Raw genomic sequence first — 14,135 nt, 5'->3', positions numbered from 1 at the left:
GCCGATTGACAGACTTCGGCGCCGGTCCTAGCCCGGAAGCCTATGGCCAGCGCATCCTTTTCCGATGACATCCGTTTCGGCCTGCGCCGCCAGGCCCGCCTCGACGGTCCGCTGCGGCTGGACAGCGGCGCGGCGTTGGGGCCGGTCGACATCGCCTATGAAAGCTATGGGCGGATGAATGCGGACCGGTCCAACGTCATCCTGATCTGCCATGCGCTGACCGGCGACCAATATGTCGCGTCGGACCATCCCGTCACCGGCAAGCCGGGCTGGTGGTGGCGGCTGGTGGGGGAGGGCAAGCCGGTCGACCCCGCTCGTCATTTCATCGTCTGCGCCAATGTCATCGGCAGTTGCATGGGCTCCAGCGGCCCCGCCAGCCTCGATCCCGCGACTGGCGAACCCCATGCGATGCGTTTCCCGGTGATCACCATCGCGGACATGGTGCGGGCGCAGGCGATGCTGCTCGATCATCTGGGTGTGGACCGGCTCCATGCGGTCATCGGCGGCTCGATGGGCGGCATGCAGGCGCTTAGCTGGCCGACCCTCTATCCCGATCGCGTCGAAAGCTGCATCGTCATCGCGTCCACCGCCCGCCACAGCGCCCAGAATATCGCCTTCCACGAAGTTGGGCGGCAGGCGATCATGGCCGATCCCAACTGGCGCGGCGGCGATTATTATGCCGACGGCGCGATCCCCAGCGCGGGGCTGGCGGTGGCGCGCATGGCGGCGCACATCACCTATCTGTCCGAAGCGGGCCTGACCGAGAAATTCGGGCGGCGGTTGCAGGGGAGAGACGCCAAGACCTTCGGCTTTGACGCCGATTTCCAGGTGGAATCCTATCTGCGCCATCAGGGTCTCAGCTTCGTCGAGCGGTTCGACGCCAACTCCTATCTCTACATCACCCGCGCCATGGACTATTATGACATTGCGGAGGATCATGGCGGCAGCCTTGCCAAAGCCTTCGCAGCCTCCCGGGCGCGCTTCTGCCTCGTCAGCTTCGACACGGACTGGCTCTATCCCACGGCGGAATCCCGTCTGATCGTCCACGCCCTCAACGCCAGCGGCGCGCAGGCGAGCTTCGTCGAACTGTCCAGCCCCTTCGGCCATGACGCCTTTCTGCTGGAATGCCCGGAACTCAACCGCGTGGTCGACGGCTTCCTGAAGGGCGGCCGGGCATGAGCCTGCGCCCGGACCTTGCCCTGATCGCCCGCACCGTCACCCCCGGCGCCCGCATCCTCGATGTCGGCTGCGGCGACGGCGCGCTGATGGCGGCGTTGCGCGACGCCAAGCAGGTGGATGCCCGTGGCCTGGAAATCGATCCGCGCAATGTCGCCGCCGCCGTGGGCCGGGGCCTGTCGGTGGTGCAGGGCGACGCCGACACCGACCTTGCTTATTATCCCGAAGCCAGCTTCGACTATGCGATATTGAGCCAGACGCTCCAGACCACCCGCCGGCCCGACCGCGTGGTGGAGGAATTGCTGCGCATCGGCAGGCAGGCCTTCGTCTCCTTTCCCAATTTCGCCCATTGGCGCGGGCGGCTGTCGCTGTTCTGGGGCGGGAGGATGCCGGTGACGCGGCTGCTGCCCGACACATGGTATGACACGCTCAACATCCACCATGTCACGGTCGACGATTTCCGCGCGCTGGTGAAGGAACGCGGCTGGACCATCGATGGGCAATGGTTCCTGAAGGGCGACCGGGAAACCACCCATGCGAACGCCAATCTGTTCGCGGAACATGCGGTGTTCCTGCTGCGGTGGTGAGCGGGAGGGGTGGAAAGCGGACCGTCCGCTTTCCTTGAAGTACACCGTGCTCCTGCGCAGGCAGGAGCCCAGTTTAGGTGTTGCGATGACACACTGAAGGCAGGACTGGGCTCCTGCCTGCGCAGGAGCACGGCGCGCTTAATGGCAGGAATTGGCCAAATTCGGTTGTACCGCGCTCAACGCTCCTTGGTGGCGCTGAACTTGACCTTGGGGTGGCGCTCCTGCTGGTAACCGATGTCCCAGGCGCTTTTCGCCATGAAGACCAGATTGCCGTCGCGATCCTTGGCCATGTTGGCGCCGTTGAACGACACCAGATCCTTGATCGCGGCATCCTCCCCGGAAATCCACCGCGCCGTGTCGAAGGGGGAGGCTTCCAGCCCCGCGGCGACCTTATACTCCGCCTCCAGCCGCGAAATCAGCACGTCCAACTGCAACTGCCCGACCACGCCCACGATCCAGTTGCTGCCGATCTCCGGATAGAAGACCTGGATCACGCCCTCTTCGGACAGGTCGTCCAGCGCTTTCCTCAACTGCTTGGTCTTGGTCGGGTCCTTCAGCGCCACGCGCCGCAATATTTCCGGCGCGAAGTTGGGCAGGCCGGTGAACCGCACCGCCGCCTTTTCCGACAGCGTATCTCCGACCCGCAGCGTCCCGTGGTTGGGAATGCCGATGATGTCGCCCGGAAAGGCCTCATCCGCAATCTCGCGATCCTGCGCGAAGAAGAGGATGGGGGAATGCACCGCGATCGGCTTGCCGCTGCCGCTCGGCGTCAGCTTCATGCCCCGCCGGAACTTGCCCGAACAGAGCCGCATGAACGCGATCCGGTCGCGATGCTGCGGGTCCATATTGGCCTGCACCTTGAAGATGAAGCCGGTGACTTCGCTATTCTCCGGCTCGATCGGCGCGGGTTCGGCGGGCTGGGCGCGGGGCGGCGGCGCATGGGCGGCGAGCGCGTCGATCAGCTCGGTCACGCCGAACAGCTTGAGCGCCGACCCGAAATAGACCGGCGTCAGATCGCCATGGCGATAGGCGGTCAGATCGAAATCGGCATAGCCGCCCACGGCCAGTTCCGCCTCTTCGCGCAGCCGCGCCAATCCCCGCTCCGAAAGCGAGTCCGCCAGCGCGTCGTCGTCGATGCCGGAGAAAAAGGCTTCCTTCCCCTCAAACTCCTTGCTCGCGCCCGAGGGCTGGCGCAGCCGGTTCTTCGCGAAATCGTAAATCCCCTCGAAATCGGCGCCCATGCCCACAGGCCAGCTCATCGGGCACACGTCCAGCGCCAGCGCGTCCGCCACCTCGTCCAGCAGGGCGAAGCCGTCGCGCCCCTCGCGGTCGACCTTGTTGACGAAGGTGATGATGGGGACATTGCGCAACCGGCACACCTCGAACAGCTTGCGCGTCTGTGGCTCGATGCCCTTGGCGGCGTCGATCACCATCACCGCCGAGTCCACAGCCGTCAGCGTGCGATAGGTGTCCTCGGAAAAATCCTCGTGCCCCGGCGTGTCGAGCAGGTTGAACGTAACCCCGTCCCGCTCGAAGGTCATGACCGAGCTGGTCACGGAAATGCCGCGCTGCTGCTCGATCTTCATCCAGTCCGACCGCGCGCGCCGGTTCGCCCCGCGCGCCTTGACCTCCCCGGCCAGATGGATCGCGCCGCCTTCCAGCAGCAGCTTTTCGGTCAGCGTGGTCTTGCCCGCGTCGGGGTGGGAGATGATGGCGAAGGTACGGCGGGAAGGAATGCTCATGAAACTTCATTCTATCTAGAAATTCGTCATCCCCGCGAAGGCGGGGATCCATCTCCTGCGTCGGCAACAAGCAGCAAGGCCGGGAGATGGATTCCCGCCTACGCGGGAATGACGGAAAAGAACAGAGGCATCAGCCCACCACCACCGTCACGTCCATCCGGAACCGCCGTTCCTCCCCCGGCGTCAGCCGCATGATCCCCTGCTTCTCCCAAATATCGCCTTCGAAGCCGACCGGATCGGCCATCCCCGCCCAGGGCTCGACGCAGAGATAATGCGCGCCCGGCCTTTGCCACAGCCCCAGCCAGGGCGTATCGGGAAAATCGATCCTCAGCCCCTTGCCGCCCGGCACGCCCCAGAACAGGCTGCGGCTTTCCAGCCGGTCCCAGATCAGCGCGTCGCCTTCGAACATCGCATAAGTCGGCGTCAATACATGCCCCTCGACCGGGGTCGCCACGCTTTCCAGCGCGATCAGGCCCGGCTCTTCCCCCACCTTGCGGATCGGCGCGGGCTCCGCCTTCTCGAACAGCACCCGATGGTCCTCCACCGCCCCGCCATAGGGCAGCGGCCAGGCAAAGGCCGGATGATAGCCGAAGGAAAAGGGCATGTCGGATGCGCCTAAATTGCCGACGGTCGCCGTCATCCGCAGCGTCGTCCCCTCGACCGCAAAGCGCATGTCCAGCCGGAAATCGAAGGGATAGACCGCCCGCGTCTCCGCGTCCGCCTCCAGCCGGAAGGTCACTGCGTCGGCGCTTCGTTCCACGGCCGCGAAATGCCTCAGCCGGGCGAAGCCGTGCTGCGGCATCGGATAATCCCGTCCTTCGAAACGATAGGCGTCGCCCCGCGACCGCCCGACAAAGGGAAAGAGCAAAGGCGCATGCCCCGCCCACCAGCGCGGATCGGCATCCGTCATCAATTCGCGCCCCTGCCCGTCCTTGAGCGACCATAGCTCCGCGCCCAGGGGATGGATGCTGGCGCTCAGGCCGTCCGAGCCGATGCCGATATATTCGTCCGCCATGCGTCGAGAATCTCCCATTGCCACGCACCGGCATAGCGGCGAAGCGGGCCGGGAACCACGTCCTATGTCAAATGGTTGGAAGTCCGGGAGGAAAAGGGATGAAATGGATATTCGCGGCCGCGCCGCTGCTCTTCTCGACCGCCGCTCTGGCGCAGGAACAGGAGAAGAAGGACGACACTCTCAAAAAGGCCGGCAGCATCGCCACCCAACCCGCGCGCGACGTGGGCATCGACAAGGACAAGATTCCCGAGGTGCTGCAAAAGGCGGTCGAAGACCCCTATAAGCGCCCCGCGCCGCGCACCTGCACGGCGCTGAAGGCGTCGCTGGACGAACTGAACGGCGTCCTGGGCGCTGACTTCACCACGGGCAGGCAGGCCAATGAGAACCGCACGGGCAAGATCGCGGAGGCGGTCGGCAAGACGATCGTCAACTCGATCATCCCCTTTCGCGGTCTGGTGCGGGAGATCAGCGGCGCCGCTCCCGCCGAACGCCGCCTGGAAGCCGCCGTCACCGCCGGCATCGCCCGGCGCGGCTATCTGCGCGGGATCGCGTCGGAGAGGGGCTGCAAGATCATGAGTCCGCCGCCGACCGCGCAGGAAAAGGCCGGGGACGCGCCCCCGAAATAAGCAGCGTCAGCGCAAACGCCGCTTCCGCCAGCAGCGCCACTATGTCCGCCTGAATCACGGTCGCATCGGCCAGGTCCGGCGCGATCAGCGCGGCCGATCGCACCGTCACCTGGATCAGCCCGCCCAGCGCCAGCCCGATGCCGACCGCCCTGGGCAGCCGGCCGGAGCGAAAGGCGAGCAGCCCGGCCAGCAGCAGATAAAGCCCGATGAAGATGCGCCCGACCCCCTGAACCGCCTGGCCCAGCGCAAGGGCAAGCTGCACCAGCGAATGCGCCTCCGCCGTGCCGATCCCCGGATGCGGCGCGCCGTCGAGCAGGACCAGCGGCGCCATGGTCATGAGGCCGCTTGCCGCCAGCGTGGTGATCCCGCTCAGCGACATCAGCGCCGCCACCCGCGCCAGATTGCGCGCCACGGGCGCAAACAGCGCGTAGAGCAGCGCGGTGGCCACGATCATCGCGCACAACATCGCGACATCGGCGGCTTCCCCGACCCGATAGAGCCAGGGATAGTCAGCGATATTGCGCGCCGTCTCGCGCCCATTGCCCGGCACGACCAAGGCCGCCCGCACCACCGCATCGCCAAAAACGCGCGCGCCCATTGCGCCAAGGGTGAAAAGCCCGGCGAGCCGCGCCTGCCCTTCAACCCCGGCGAACAGCTTCATGCGCGCCCTCTCAAGCCCGGAGCGTGCCGCCCAGCTTTTCGGCGGCCTTCACCACCGCCGCGCTGATCGCGTCCAGCTCTTCCTGGGAGAAGCTTTTCTCGCCCGGTTGCAGGGTGATCTCGACGGCCAGGCTCTTCTTGCCTTCTTCCACGCCGGGGCCGACGAACAGGTCGAACAGCCGCGCATCGACGATTGCCTTCTTGTCCGCATTCCGGACGGCGCGGACCAGCGCATCGGCGTCGACCGCCTGATCGATGACGAAGGCGAAGTCGCGCTTCACCGCCTGCAAGGCCGGCGGCGCATAGGGCGCGCGCATGAAGCCGCTGGCGCGCTTGGGCGGAATGGCGTCGAGGAAGATCTCGCCCGCGACGACGGTGCCGGTCAAGCCGAACTGCTTGGCGAGGCTGGGGTGCAGCACGCCGAATTCGGCAAGCACCAGTTTCGGCCCCAGCCGCACCGTGCCCGACTGGCCCGGATGATAGGCGGCCGAAGCCTCCCCATAGCTTTGCAGATTGCCGACCGGCGCGCCCGCCGCCGCCAGCAGGGCGATCACCTCGCCCTTGGCGTCGAAGGCGGAGAAGGCCTGCGCCTTGCCCGTCTGCCAGCCGCGTGGCGTTTTCTCGCCCGCCAGCACGAAGCCGACCGTCGCCCGCTCCTTGTCCGTGAAATAGCGCCGTCCCAGTTCGAACAGCCGCACCGAAGCCGCGCCGCGATCCATGTTCCGCCGCGTGGCCGACAGCAGGCCGGGCAGCAGCGAAGGCCGCATGACCTTCAGGTCTTCGGAAATCGGATTGGCCAGCGCCCAGTCGCCGCCCCCGACGGAGGCCGCTTCCTTCTCCGAAATGAAGGACCAGTTGATCGCCTCGGCCAGTCCTCGCGCCGCCGCCGTGCGCCGCACCCGCCGCTCGATAAGCTGTTCGCTCGTGGCCGTCGGCCTGGCGACGCCCGGCGCGCGGGGCAGGGGGGTGGAGGGCACCTGGTCCAGCCCGACGATGCGCACCACTTCTTCGACAATGTCGGGCCAGCCGTCGATGTCGCGCCGCCAGCTCGGCACGCTCACCGTCCAGTTGGCAGGCGTCGTCACCGGCACGCCATCCTGATATTCGAAGGTGGAGTCATTGCCCTGAACGCCGAAGCCCAGGCTTTCGAGGATGCGCTTCTGCTCGCCCTCGGCCACATCGACCCCGGCCAGCGCCAGACACTGGCTCGGCTCATAGGTCACGGTCTTGACCGCGACCGGCGGCGCGCCCGCATAGGTCGCTGCGCTGGGCGTGCCGCCGCACAGCTCCGTCACCAGATAGGTCGCGATCGACAGCCCGTCGTCCAGGAAAGCCGGGTCCACCCCACGCTCGAACCGCCCGCGCGCGTCGGAGGTCAGGGCCAGCTTCTGGCCCGTCACCGCGATCCGCTCCGGCGTGAAATAGGCGCATTCGATCAGCACGTCGGTCGTGGCGTCCTGCGCGCCCGAATGCTCGCCGCCCATGATGCCGCCAATGTCGTGCACCGCCTCATCGTCCGCGATCACGGTCATCGTCTCGTCGACGGTATAGGTCTTGCCGTTCAGCGCCAGCACCTGCTCGCCGGGGCGACCCTTGCGCGCCACCAGCGGCCCTTTGAGCGCCGCCATGTCATAGACATGCAGCGGCCGGCCGAGGTCGATCATGATATAGTTGGTGATGTCGACCAGGGTGCTGATCGGCTTCTGCCCGATGGCCTTCAGCCGCTTCGCCATCCATTCGGGCGACGCGCCGTTCTTCACGCCGCGCACGGTCCGCGCGAAGAAAGCGGGGCAACCATCGACATCCTCGGTCCGCACGTCCGGTCCCGGCCCGACGCCCTCGACGGCCGGCACGACGATGGCGTTCAGCGTGCCGAGACCCGCCGCCGCCAGATCGCGGGCGATGCCGCGCACGCCCATGCAGTCCTGCCGGTTCGGCGTGATCGACACGTCGATGACCGGATCGTCCAGCCCGGCCCATTGCGCATAGACCTGTCCGACTGGCGCATCCGGGTTCAGCTCGATGATCCCGTCATGATCCTCGCCCAGCTCCAGTTCCCGGAACGAGCACATCATGCCGTTGGATTCGACCCCGCGTATGGCGGTCTTCTTGAGCACCATGCCGTTGACCGGCACCACCGCGCCCTCGGTCCCGAACACGCCGACCAGACCGGCCCGCGCATTGGGGGCACCGCACACGACCTGCAACGCGCCGTCGCCCGCATCCACGGTCAGCACCTGCAACTTGTCCGCCTGCGGGTGGGGCTCTGCGGTCAGCACGCGGGCGATGCGGAAGGGGGCCAGCTTCTCCGCCGGATTCTCCACGCCCTCGACCTCCAGGCCGATGTTCGTCAGCCCCTTGAGGATCGTCGGCAGATCGGCATCGGTCGCAAGATGCGTCTTGAGCCAGCTCAGCGTGAACTTCATGCGCCCACTCCCCCGCTCAGCGTCGGCACATCCAGCGCCGAGAAGCCATAATGTTTCAGCCAGCGCAGATCGCCGTCGAAGAAAGCGCGCAAGTCGTTCATCCCATATTTCAACATCGCCAGCCGGTCGACGCCGGTGCCGAAAGCGAAACCCTGCCATTCATCCGGGTCCAGTTCGCACGCCTCGATCACCCGGCGATTGACCATGCCGCTGCCCAGCACCTCCAGCCAGCCGCCGCCCGGCGCATCGCCGTCGCCGCCGATCACCCGCTGGCCGTTGGTGAGGGTGTAGCCGACATCGACCTCGACCGACGGTTCGGTGAAGGGGAAATAGCTCGGCCGCAGGCGCAGCACGATGTCTTCCCGCTCGAAGAAAGCCTTGAGGAAGGTCTCCAGCGTCCATTTGAGGTGGCCAAGGGTGATGCCCTTGTCGATCACCAGCCCCTCGATCTGGTGGAACATCGGCGTATGGGTGGCGTCGCTGTCCGAGCGATAGACCCGGCCGGGCGCGATGATGCGGATCGGCTCGCCCTTGCCGCCGGTTCGCTCCGACACCGCCTTCATGGTCCGGATCTGGACTGGCGAGGTATGGGTGCGGAGCAGCATGGGAGCCGGATTTTCATTGCTCGCAAGCTTGTTGAGAAGCGCCTCCGGGCGGTCCTCGTCCTTGCGTTGCTTGTATGGGAAATAGAAGGTGTCGTGCATCGCCCGCGCCGGATGCGTCTCCGGGATGTTGAGCGCGGTGAAATTATGCCAGTCGTCCTCGATTTCCGGCCCCGTCGCGACGGAGAAACCCAGGTCCGCGAAAATCTCCGCCAGCTCGTCCATCACCTGGCTCACCGGATGCACCGAGCCCTGCGGGCCGATCTCGGCGGGCAGGGTCATGTCGATCTTCTCGGCCGCCAGCTTCGCATCAAGCGCCGCCTGCTCCAGCGCCGCCTTCTTGTCGGCCAGCGCGGCGGTCACGCTTTCGCGCAGATCCTGGATCGGCGGGCCTTTCTCCAGCCGCTCCTCCGGGCTCATCGGCCCCAGCGTCTTGAGCAGCCCCGTCACCACCCCATTCTTGCCCAGCGCGCCGACCCGCAGGCCTTCCAGCGCCTCCAGCGTGTCGGCGGCGGCGATGTCGGCAATCAGGCCGGCTTTCAGATTGGCAATCTCAGTCATCTACTGTCTCACTAACTCGTCATTCCCGCGAAAGCGGGAACCCATCTCCTGATCTTTCGATCAGTCGCAACGCAGAGGAGGTAAAGGCTCAAAGCCGAAACCCAGTGCCAGATCGTCCCAATCGGGATTGCCGGCTTCAATCAGTTCGATCTTCCATTGCCTGATCCACTTCTTGATGCGCTTCTCCCGCACGATCGCGCCATCCATGCTGTCATGCGGTTCGAACCAGACAAGGCGCTTGACGCCGTAGTCGCTGGTGAAGCCATCGATCAAGCCGTTTCGGTGTTGATAGACGCGCTTTGTGAGGTCAGACGTGACCCCGGTATAGAGCGTTCCGTTCTTACGGTTGGCCAGCATATAGACCGTTGGGCTGATCTCGCGCTTCATGGATGCCTCAGGAGATGGGTTCCCGCTTTCGCGGGAATGACGAAGGGTGGGGAGAGGCGCTTAAGCCCGCGCCCCCAGTAACGCCCCGCCGAACCCGATGAACATCAGCCCCGTCCCCCGGTTGAACAGCCGCTGCCGGTTCGCGGGCGCCAGCCAGCGGGCGAGCTTCACGCCGCCCAGCGCATAGACGCACTGCCAGCCGAATTCGATGGCGACGAAGCTGACGACCAGAATCGCCAACTGCACGACAAAGGGCCGGTCCGTATCGATGAACTGCGGAAACAGCGCGGCGGCAAAGATGATCAGCTTGGGGTTGGACAATCCCGTCAGCAGTCCAGTGCCGTAAAGCGCCCGCAGCGAGCGCGCCCGCGTCGCGCCCACTTCACCCCCATCGCCCACCGGCGCGCGCCACGCCTTGATGCCCAGCCAGATCAGATAAGCGACCCCCGCATAGCGCAGAATGTCGAACAGGCGCGGCGAGGCCTTGAGCAACGCCCCAAGGCCCAGCGCCGAAGCGATCAGGCACAGCAGGATCGCGCTCATCAGCCCCGCCATGGTGGCGATCGCCCGGCGCGGGCCATGGTGAATGCTCTGCGTCATCACATGCAGCATGTTCGGTCCCGGCGTGGCCGAGATCAGGAAAACCGCCGTGACGTACAACCACCAGACATGCAGCGACATGGGTTTGTCCCTTCATCTCAACGCCGTTCGCCCTGAGTAGGGACTGAGCGAAGCCGAAGGCCCGTATCGAAGGGCCTCTCGCGACGCAGCCCTTCGATACGCCGCTTCGGCAAGCTCAGCGGCTACTCAGGACGAACGGATGTTGGGTAAAAACGAAAAAGGGCACCGGAAGCATCTGCCCCGGCGCCCCTTTGGACGATCTTGCGACCGATCCGGCTTAAGCCGCGGGCAGCGCAGCCTTCGCCTGGGCGATGATGGCGCTGAACGCCTCGCCTTCGTGCATTGCAATGTCGGCCAGAACCTTGCGGTCCAGCTCCACGCCGGCCAGCTTTAGGCCGTGCATGAACTGCGAATAGGTCAGGCCTTCGGCGCGGACGCCGGCGTTGATGCGCTGAATCCACAGGCCACGGAAGGTCCGCTTCTTGACCTTGCGGTCGCGATAAGCGTACTGGCCGGCCTTTTCGACAGCCTGGCGGGCGATACGGATCGTATTCTTGCGACGGCCATAATAGCCCTTCGCCTGATCCAAAATCCTCTTATGCTTCGCCTTGGTGGTCGTACCACGTTTTACGCGTGCCATGTGTCCCTACTCCTTACTTGAGGCCATAGGGCGCCCAGAGGCGCACGTGAGCGACGTCGGCGTCGGACATGACCGAAGTGCCGCGGTTCTGGCGGATATACTTGGCGTTGTGGCTGATCAGGCGGTGACGCTTGCCAGCGACGCCGTGCTTGACCTTGCCGGAAGCGGTGAACTTGAAGCGCTTCTTCACACCGCTCTTGGTCTTGAGCTTGGGCATTTTCGTCTCCTTTTTCAGCGCGACGATTACGGACAGCCACGGCAGCCCTAGTTAGCCGGGCGGTCCTTCCGAATATCGCGAAGGGGCGCGCATAGTCGGATGCGCACCGAAAGGCAAGCGATTCGGACCCAAAATCCGCGCCCGGCGTTGAGCCGCCATGGCCGACGCAGATCCCCTCCGGCCGGACAGTCCGGCGCAAGCGGTGCCGCATCCCGGCGGCGCCCGCCATCACCTGCACCGCGCCCGCGAACATTGGCGCAAACTCCCGTTGCCGGTCCGCATCCTGCTCTGGATCGTCGGCATCGTCTTCGCGCTCTGGCTGATCCTGTTCATCACCAAGGGGCGTTTCCTGAAACATCCGTTCGAGCGCTTCCTGACCAGTCGCCTCGAACGTCCGGTCCAGGTCGGCGGCGATTTCCAGCTCTATTTCGATCCCATCACCATCAAGTTCCGCGCCGAACGGATGACCATCGCCAACACCCGCTGGGCCAGCCGCCCGCACTTCTTCCGCGCCGACCTGATCGACAGCCGCATCGCGCCGCTCAGCCTGCTCTTTGGCCCCAAATATAAGATCCGCTGGCTGAACCTGCGCAACGCCGCCGCCGACCTGGAATGGTCCCGCGACGGCAAGAGCAACACATGGACCTTCGGCAATCCCGACAGGAAGGGCGAGCCGCTCAACCTGCCGCTGATCCGCCGCGCGCTGCTGGCGGGCACGACGCTGCGCTACCGCGACCCGCGCATGCAGCTCGCCACCGACATTGGTTTCGAGACGGTGAGGGCGCAGGACACCCGCTTCGCCAGCGACATACGCTTCTCTGGCGCCGGGACGATGCGCGACCGCCCCTTCACTTTGCGCGGCGGGCTGCTCTCGCCCAATGAGACGGTGACCGGCGGCAAGAACAGCCTGGCCCTCCATGCCGAGGCGGGGGCCACCGTCCTTGAAGTCAGCGGCACCCTTCCCGGCGCGACCGAGATGGAGGGCGCCGACCTGCGCCTCACCACCCATGGCCCCAATCTTGCCCGGCTGTTCGACTTTCTGGGCGTCGCCATTCCCGAAACGCGCACCTATCGCCTGACGTCCGCCCTCACCAGGCAGGGCGGCGAATGGCGCTTCACGCACCTCAAGGGCCGTTTCGGGGACAGCGACCTTGCCGGGCGGCTGACTGTCTCCCTTCCCGACAACCGCCTGCTGCTGAAGGCCGCGCTGACCACCCAGACGCTCGACATCCTCGATATTGGCCCCTTCATCGGCTATGACCCGCAAAGGCTGGAGGCGCAGGGCGCGGACGGCGCGATCGCCACCGTCAACGGCGCGCCGCGCATCCTGCTCGACGCCCCGCTCCGCGTCGAAGCGCTGCGCAATTTCGATGCCCGGCTCCAATATGACGTCCGCCGCATCCGGGCGGAGCATGTGCCAATCTCCAATATCGGCCTCACCCTGGCGCTCGACCACAGCCTGCTTACCCTGTCGCCACTGACCTTCGACATGTCGGGCGGTCATCTGAGTTCCGACATCGCCATCAACGCGCGCGGCCGTCCGGTGCGCACCCAATATGACGTCCGCCTGTCGCCCACCCCCATGGGCAAGCTGCTCGGCCGCTGGGGGGTCGAGGAATCGGGCACGACCGGCACGATCAAGGCCCGCGTGCAGATGACCGGCCTGGGCGACACGCTCCACGATTCGCTCGCCACCTCGAACGGCCGCATCGCCGTGATCCTGCCCGCCGGATCGATGTGGGCGCGCAACGTGCAATTGTCGGAACTCGACGTCGGCACCTTCATCACCAAGATGTTCGAGAAGAAGCTGAAGGAACCGGTGCAGATCAATTGCGGCCTCATCGCCTTCACCGTCCGCAACGGCGTGGCGGCGGCGGACCCGATCATCATCGACACCAGGAAGAATGTCATGCTCGGCCGGGGTGGCTTTTCCTTCAGGAATGAAAGCCTCGACCTTGCCTTCCGGGCGGACGGCAAGAAGTTCAGCCTCTTCTCCGGCCAGTCCCCGGTCGGCATCAACGGGTATTTCGCCCGGCCCGGCATCGACGTCGTCAGCCCCGAACTGATCGCCCGGGGCGGCGCGGCGGCGGCGCTGGGCATCGCCGCCAGCCCGCTCGCCGCCGTCCTCGCCTTCGTCGACATAGGCGATGCGAAGAGCGCCGCTTGCGGCCCCGTCCTCGCCGGCGCCACCGCCGCCGCCCAGCGCACCAAGGGCGGCAAGCCCCGCGACGATGTCGGCCGGGGCACCACCGCCAAGGACGAAGCGGGCAAGGGCAGCCAAAAAGAGAAAAAAAGTCAGGACAAGAAATTCCTGGGCATCTTCTGATCCGCCTGCAAAGCGCCTATCGTCCCGTCTTCTTCAGGGAGAGGACAGATGAACGAAGCGCACACGAGCCTCGCAGCAGGTGTCGTTCCACACCTCACCATCGCCAATGACAAGGCGGCCGAAGCCATCGCCTTCTACTCCCGCGCTTTCGGCGCGGCCGAACTGATGCGCCATGTCGCGGAGGGCCGCCAGCGCATCATGCACGCCCAACTGCGCATCAATAGCGGTTCGCTGATGCTCAACGACCATTTCCCCGAAATGTGCGGCGGCGCTCCGGCCGATGTGCCCAGGGGCGTAACCCTGCACCTGGCGGTCGACGATGCCGATGCCTGGTGGAAGCGCGCGATCGAGGCAGGCGCCAGCGTCCGCGTGCCCATCGAGAACCAGTTTTGGGGCGAACGCTATGGCCAGCTCACCGATCCCTACGGCCACATCTGGTCGATCGGCGGCCCGATCAAGGAATGAGGCGCCGGTCGTCCGCTTTCGTTCAGGGGAGGGGAGAAGAGTGTCTGCATTTGGGCAATAGCTGCCCTTAAGCGCCCCGTGCTC

Annotated in this window: 14 protein-coding genes; 5 read left to right on the top strand and 9 right to left on the bottom strand. The window is 65.8% G+C overall.

The annotated features are described in order from the left end of the window. Positions 1-42 precede the first annotated feature (42 nt). The gene (locus HUK72_RS11520) at positions 43-1,179 is read left to right on the top strand and encodes a homoserine O-acetyltransferase (RefSeq protein ID WP_176596894.1); all 1,137 of its coding nucleotides are present in this window, start codon (positions 43-45) and stop codon (positions 1,177-1,179) included. Then, on the top strand, positions 1,176-1,763 hold the full coding sequence (metW, locus tag HUK72_RS11515) for a methionine biosynthesis protein MetW (protein ID WP_176596893.1): 588 nt from the start codon (positions 1,176-1,178) through the stop codon (positions 1,761-1,763). The genes HUK72_RS11520 and metW overlap by 4 nt, the downstream gene beginning before the upstream one ends. Positions 1,764-1,939: 176 nt before the next feature. Here metW and HUK72_RS11510 read toward each other — a convergent pair whose 3' ends face one another. Both HUK72_RS11510 and HUK72_RS11505 read right to left on the bottom strand, forming a co-directional pair. Next, positions 1,940-3,505, bottom strand: coding sequence for a peptide chain release factor 3 (locus HUK72_RS11510; RefSeq protein WP_176596892.1), 1,566 nt, complete (start codon positions 3,503-3,505; stop codon positions 1,940-1,942). Positions 3,506-3,635: 130 nt separating this feature from the next. Beyond that, complete coding sequence (locus HUK72_RS11505; protein WP_176596891.1) at positions 3,636-4,520, bottom strand: aldose 1-epimerase family protein; 885 nt, start codon at positions 4,518-4,520, stop codon at positions 3,636-3,638. A gap of 98 nt (positions 4,521-4,618) precedes the next feature. Between HUK72_RS11505 and HUK72_RS11500 the strand changes: the two genes are divergently transcribed. After that, positions 4,619-5,146 carry a hypothetical protein gene (locus HUK72_RS11500; protein ID WP_176596890.1) on the top strand — a complete coding sequence of 176 codons (528 nt, stop codon included), beginning with the start codon at positions 4,619-4,621 and terminating at the stop codon, positions 5,144-5,146. Here the strand turns inward: HUK72_RS11500 and HUK72_RS11495 are convergent. The 7 genes from HUK72_RS11495 to rpmI all read right to left on the bottom strand — a co-directional run bounded on the left by HUK72_RS11495 (position 5,091) and on the right by rpmI (position 11,260). After that, a complete protein-coding gene (locus tag HUK72_RS11495) occupies positions 5,091-5,807 on the bottom strand; it encodes a DUF4386 domain-containing protein (protein WP_176596889.1) in 717 nt (238 codons plus the stop codon). The two genes, HUK72_RS11500 and HUK72_RS11495, sit on opposite strands and share 56 nt — an antisense overlap. Positions 5,808-5,817: 10 nt before the next feature. Next, a complete protein-coding gene (gene pheT, locus HUK72_RS11490) occupies positions 5,818-8,232 on the bottom strand; it encodes a phenylalanine--tRNA ligase subunit beta (protein ID WP_176596888.1) in 2,415 nt (804 codons plus the stop codon). Then, positions 8,229-9,395: a phenylalanine--tRNA ligase subunit alpha gene (pheS, locus tag HUK72_RS11485; protein ID WP_176596887.1), complete on the bottom strand. Its 1,167-nt coding sequence runs from the start codon at positions 9,393-9,395 to the stop codon at positions 8,229-8,231. Before pheS ends, pheT begins: the two co-directional genes overlap by 4 nt. 60 nt (positions 9,396-9,455) lie before the next feature. Further along, positions 9,456-9,782: a GIY-YIG nuclease family protein gene (locus tag HUK72_RS11480; protein WP_176596886.1), complete on the bottom strand. Its 327-nt coding sequence runs from the start codon at positions 9,780-9,782 to the stop codon at positions 9,456-9,458. A 60-nt stretch (positions 9,783-9,842) separates the two neighbouring features. Continuing rightward, complete coding sequence (locus HUK72_RS11475) at positions 9,843-10,463, bottom strand: LysE family translocator (RefSeq protein ID WP_176596885.1); 621 nt, start codon at positions 10,461-10,463, stop codon at positions 9,843-9,845. Positions 10,464-10,680: 217 nt separating this feature from the next. Beyond that, positions 10,681-11,043: a 50S ribosomal protein L20 gene (rplT, locus tag HUK72_RS11470; RefSeq protein WP_007689504.1), complete on the bottom strand. Its 363-nt coding sequence runs from the start codon at positions 11,041-11,043 to the stop codon at positions 10,681-10,683. 13 nt (positions 11,044-11,056) lie between these two features. After that, complete coding sequence (gene rpmI / locus HUK72_RS11465; RefSeq protein WP_007689506.1) at positions 11,057-11,260, bottom strand: 50S ribosomal protein L35; 204 nt, start codon at positions 11,258-11,260, stop codon at positions 11,057-11,059. Between the two features lie 157 nt (positions 11,261-11,417). Here rpmI and HUK72_RS11460 point away from each other — a divergent pair, with 157 nt between their 5' ends. After that, entirely contained in the window at positions 11,418-13,586 is a 2,169-nt protein-coding gene (locus HUK72_RS11460) for an AsmA family protein (protein WP_176596884.1), read from the top strand. A gap of 48 nt (positions 13,587-13,634) precedes the next feature. After that, positions 13,635-14,051, top strand: a complete 417-nt coding sequence (locus tag HUK72_RS11455; protein WP_176596883.1) for a glyoxalase/bleomycin resistance/extradiol dioxygenase family protein — start codon at positions 13,635-13,637, stop codon at positions 14,049-14,051. Positions 14,052-14,135: the final 84 nt, after the last annotated feature.

This window comes from Sphingobium sp. 15-1 (assembly GCF_013375535.1).
GTDB classification, from domain to species: domain Bacteria; phylum Pseudomonadota; class Alphaproteobacteria; order Sphingomonadales; family Sphingomonadaceae; genus Sphingobium; species Sphingobium aromaticivastans.
Note: the sequence above shows the minus strand (reverse complement) of the source record. Positions and strands in the feature narration are given on the sequence as shown.

What these genes read in the sequence shown, in the direction of transcription:
- HUK72_RS11475 (WP_176596885.1), bottom strand. Translation starts at nt 10,463, where the DNA reads ATGTCGCTGCATGTCTGGTGGTTGTACGTCACGGCGGTTTTCCTGATC.
- HUK72_RS11520 (WP_176596894.1), top strand. Translation starts at nt 43, where the DNA reads ATGGCCAGCGCATCCTTTTCCGATGACATCCGTTTCGGCCTGCGCCGC.
- pheS (WP_176596887.1), bottom strand. Translation starts at nt 9,395, where the DNA reads ATGACTGAGATTGCCAATCTGAAAGCCGGCCTGATTGCCGACATCGCC.
- pheT (WP_176596888.1), bottom strand. Translation starts at nt 8,232, where the DNA reads ATGAAGTTCACGCTGAGCTGGCTCAAGACGCATCTTGCGACCGATGCC.
- metW (WP_176596893.1), top strand. Translation starts at nt 1,176, where the DNA reads ATGAGCCTGCGCCCGGACCTTGCCCTGATCGCCCGCACCGTCACCCCC.
- HUK72_RS11495 (WP_176596889.1), bottom strand. Translation starts at nt 5,807, where the DNA reads ATGAAGCTGTTCGCCGGGGTTGAAGGGCAGGCGCGGCTCGCCGGGCTT.
- rpmI (WP_007689506.1), bottom strand. Translation starts at nt 11,260, where the DNA reads ATGCCCAAGCTCAAGACCAAGAGCGGTGTGAAGAAGCGCTTCAAGTTC.
- HUK72_RS11480 (WP_176596886.1), bottom strand. Translation starts at nt 9,782, where the DNA reads ATGAAGCGCGAGATCAGCCCAACGGTCTATATGCTGGCCAACCGTAAG.
- HUK72_RS11510 (WP_176596892.1), bottom strand. Translation starts at nt 3,505, where the DNA reads ATGAGCATTCCTTCCCGCCGTACCTTCGCCATCATCTCCCACCCCGAC.
- HUK72_RS11455 (WP_176596883.1), top strand. Translation starts at nt 13,635, where the DNA reads ATGAACGAAGCGCACACGAGCCTCGCAGCAGGTGTCGTTCCACACCTC.
- HUK72_RS11460 (WP_176596884.1), top strand. Translation starts at nt 11,418, where the DNA reads ATGGCCGACGCAGATCCCCTCCGGCCGGACAGTCCGGCGCAAGCGGTG.
- HUK72_RS11505 (WP_176596891.1), bottom strand. Translation starts at nt 4,520, where the DNA reads ATGGCGGACGAATATATCGGCATCGGCTCGGACGGCCTGAGCGCCAGC.
- HUK72_RS11500 (WP_176596890.1), top strand. Translation starts at nt 4,619, where the DNA reads ATGAAATGGATATTCGCGGCCGCGCCGCTGCTCTTCTCGACCGCCGCT.
- rplT (WP_007689504.1), bottom strand. Translation starts at nt 11,043, where the DNA reads ATGGCACGCGTAAAACGTGGTACGACCACCAAGGCGAAGCATAAGAGG.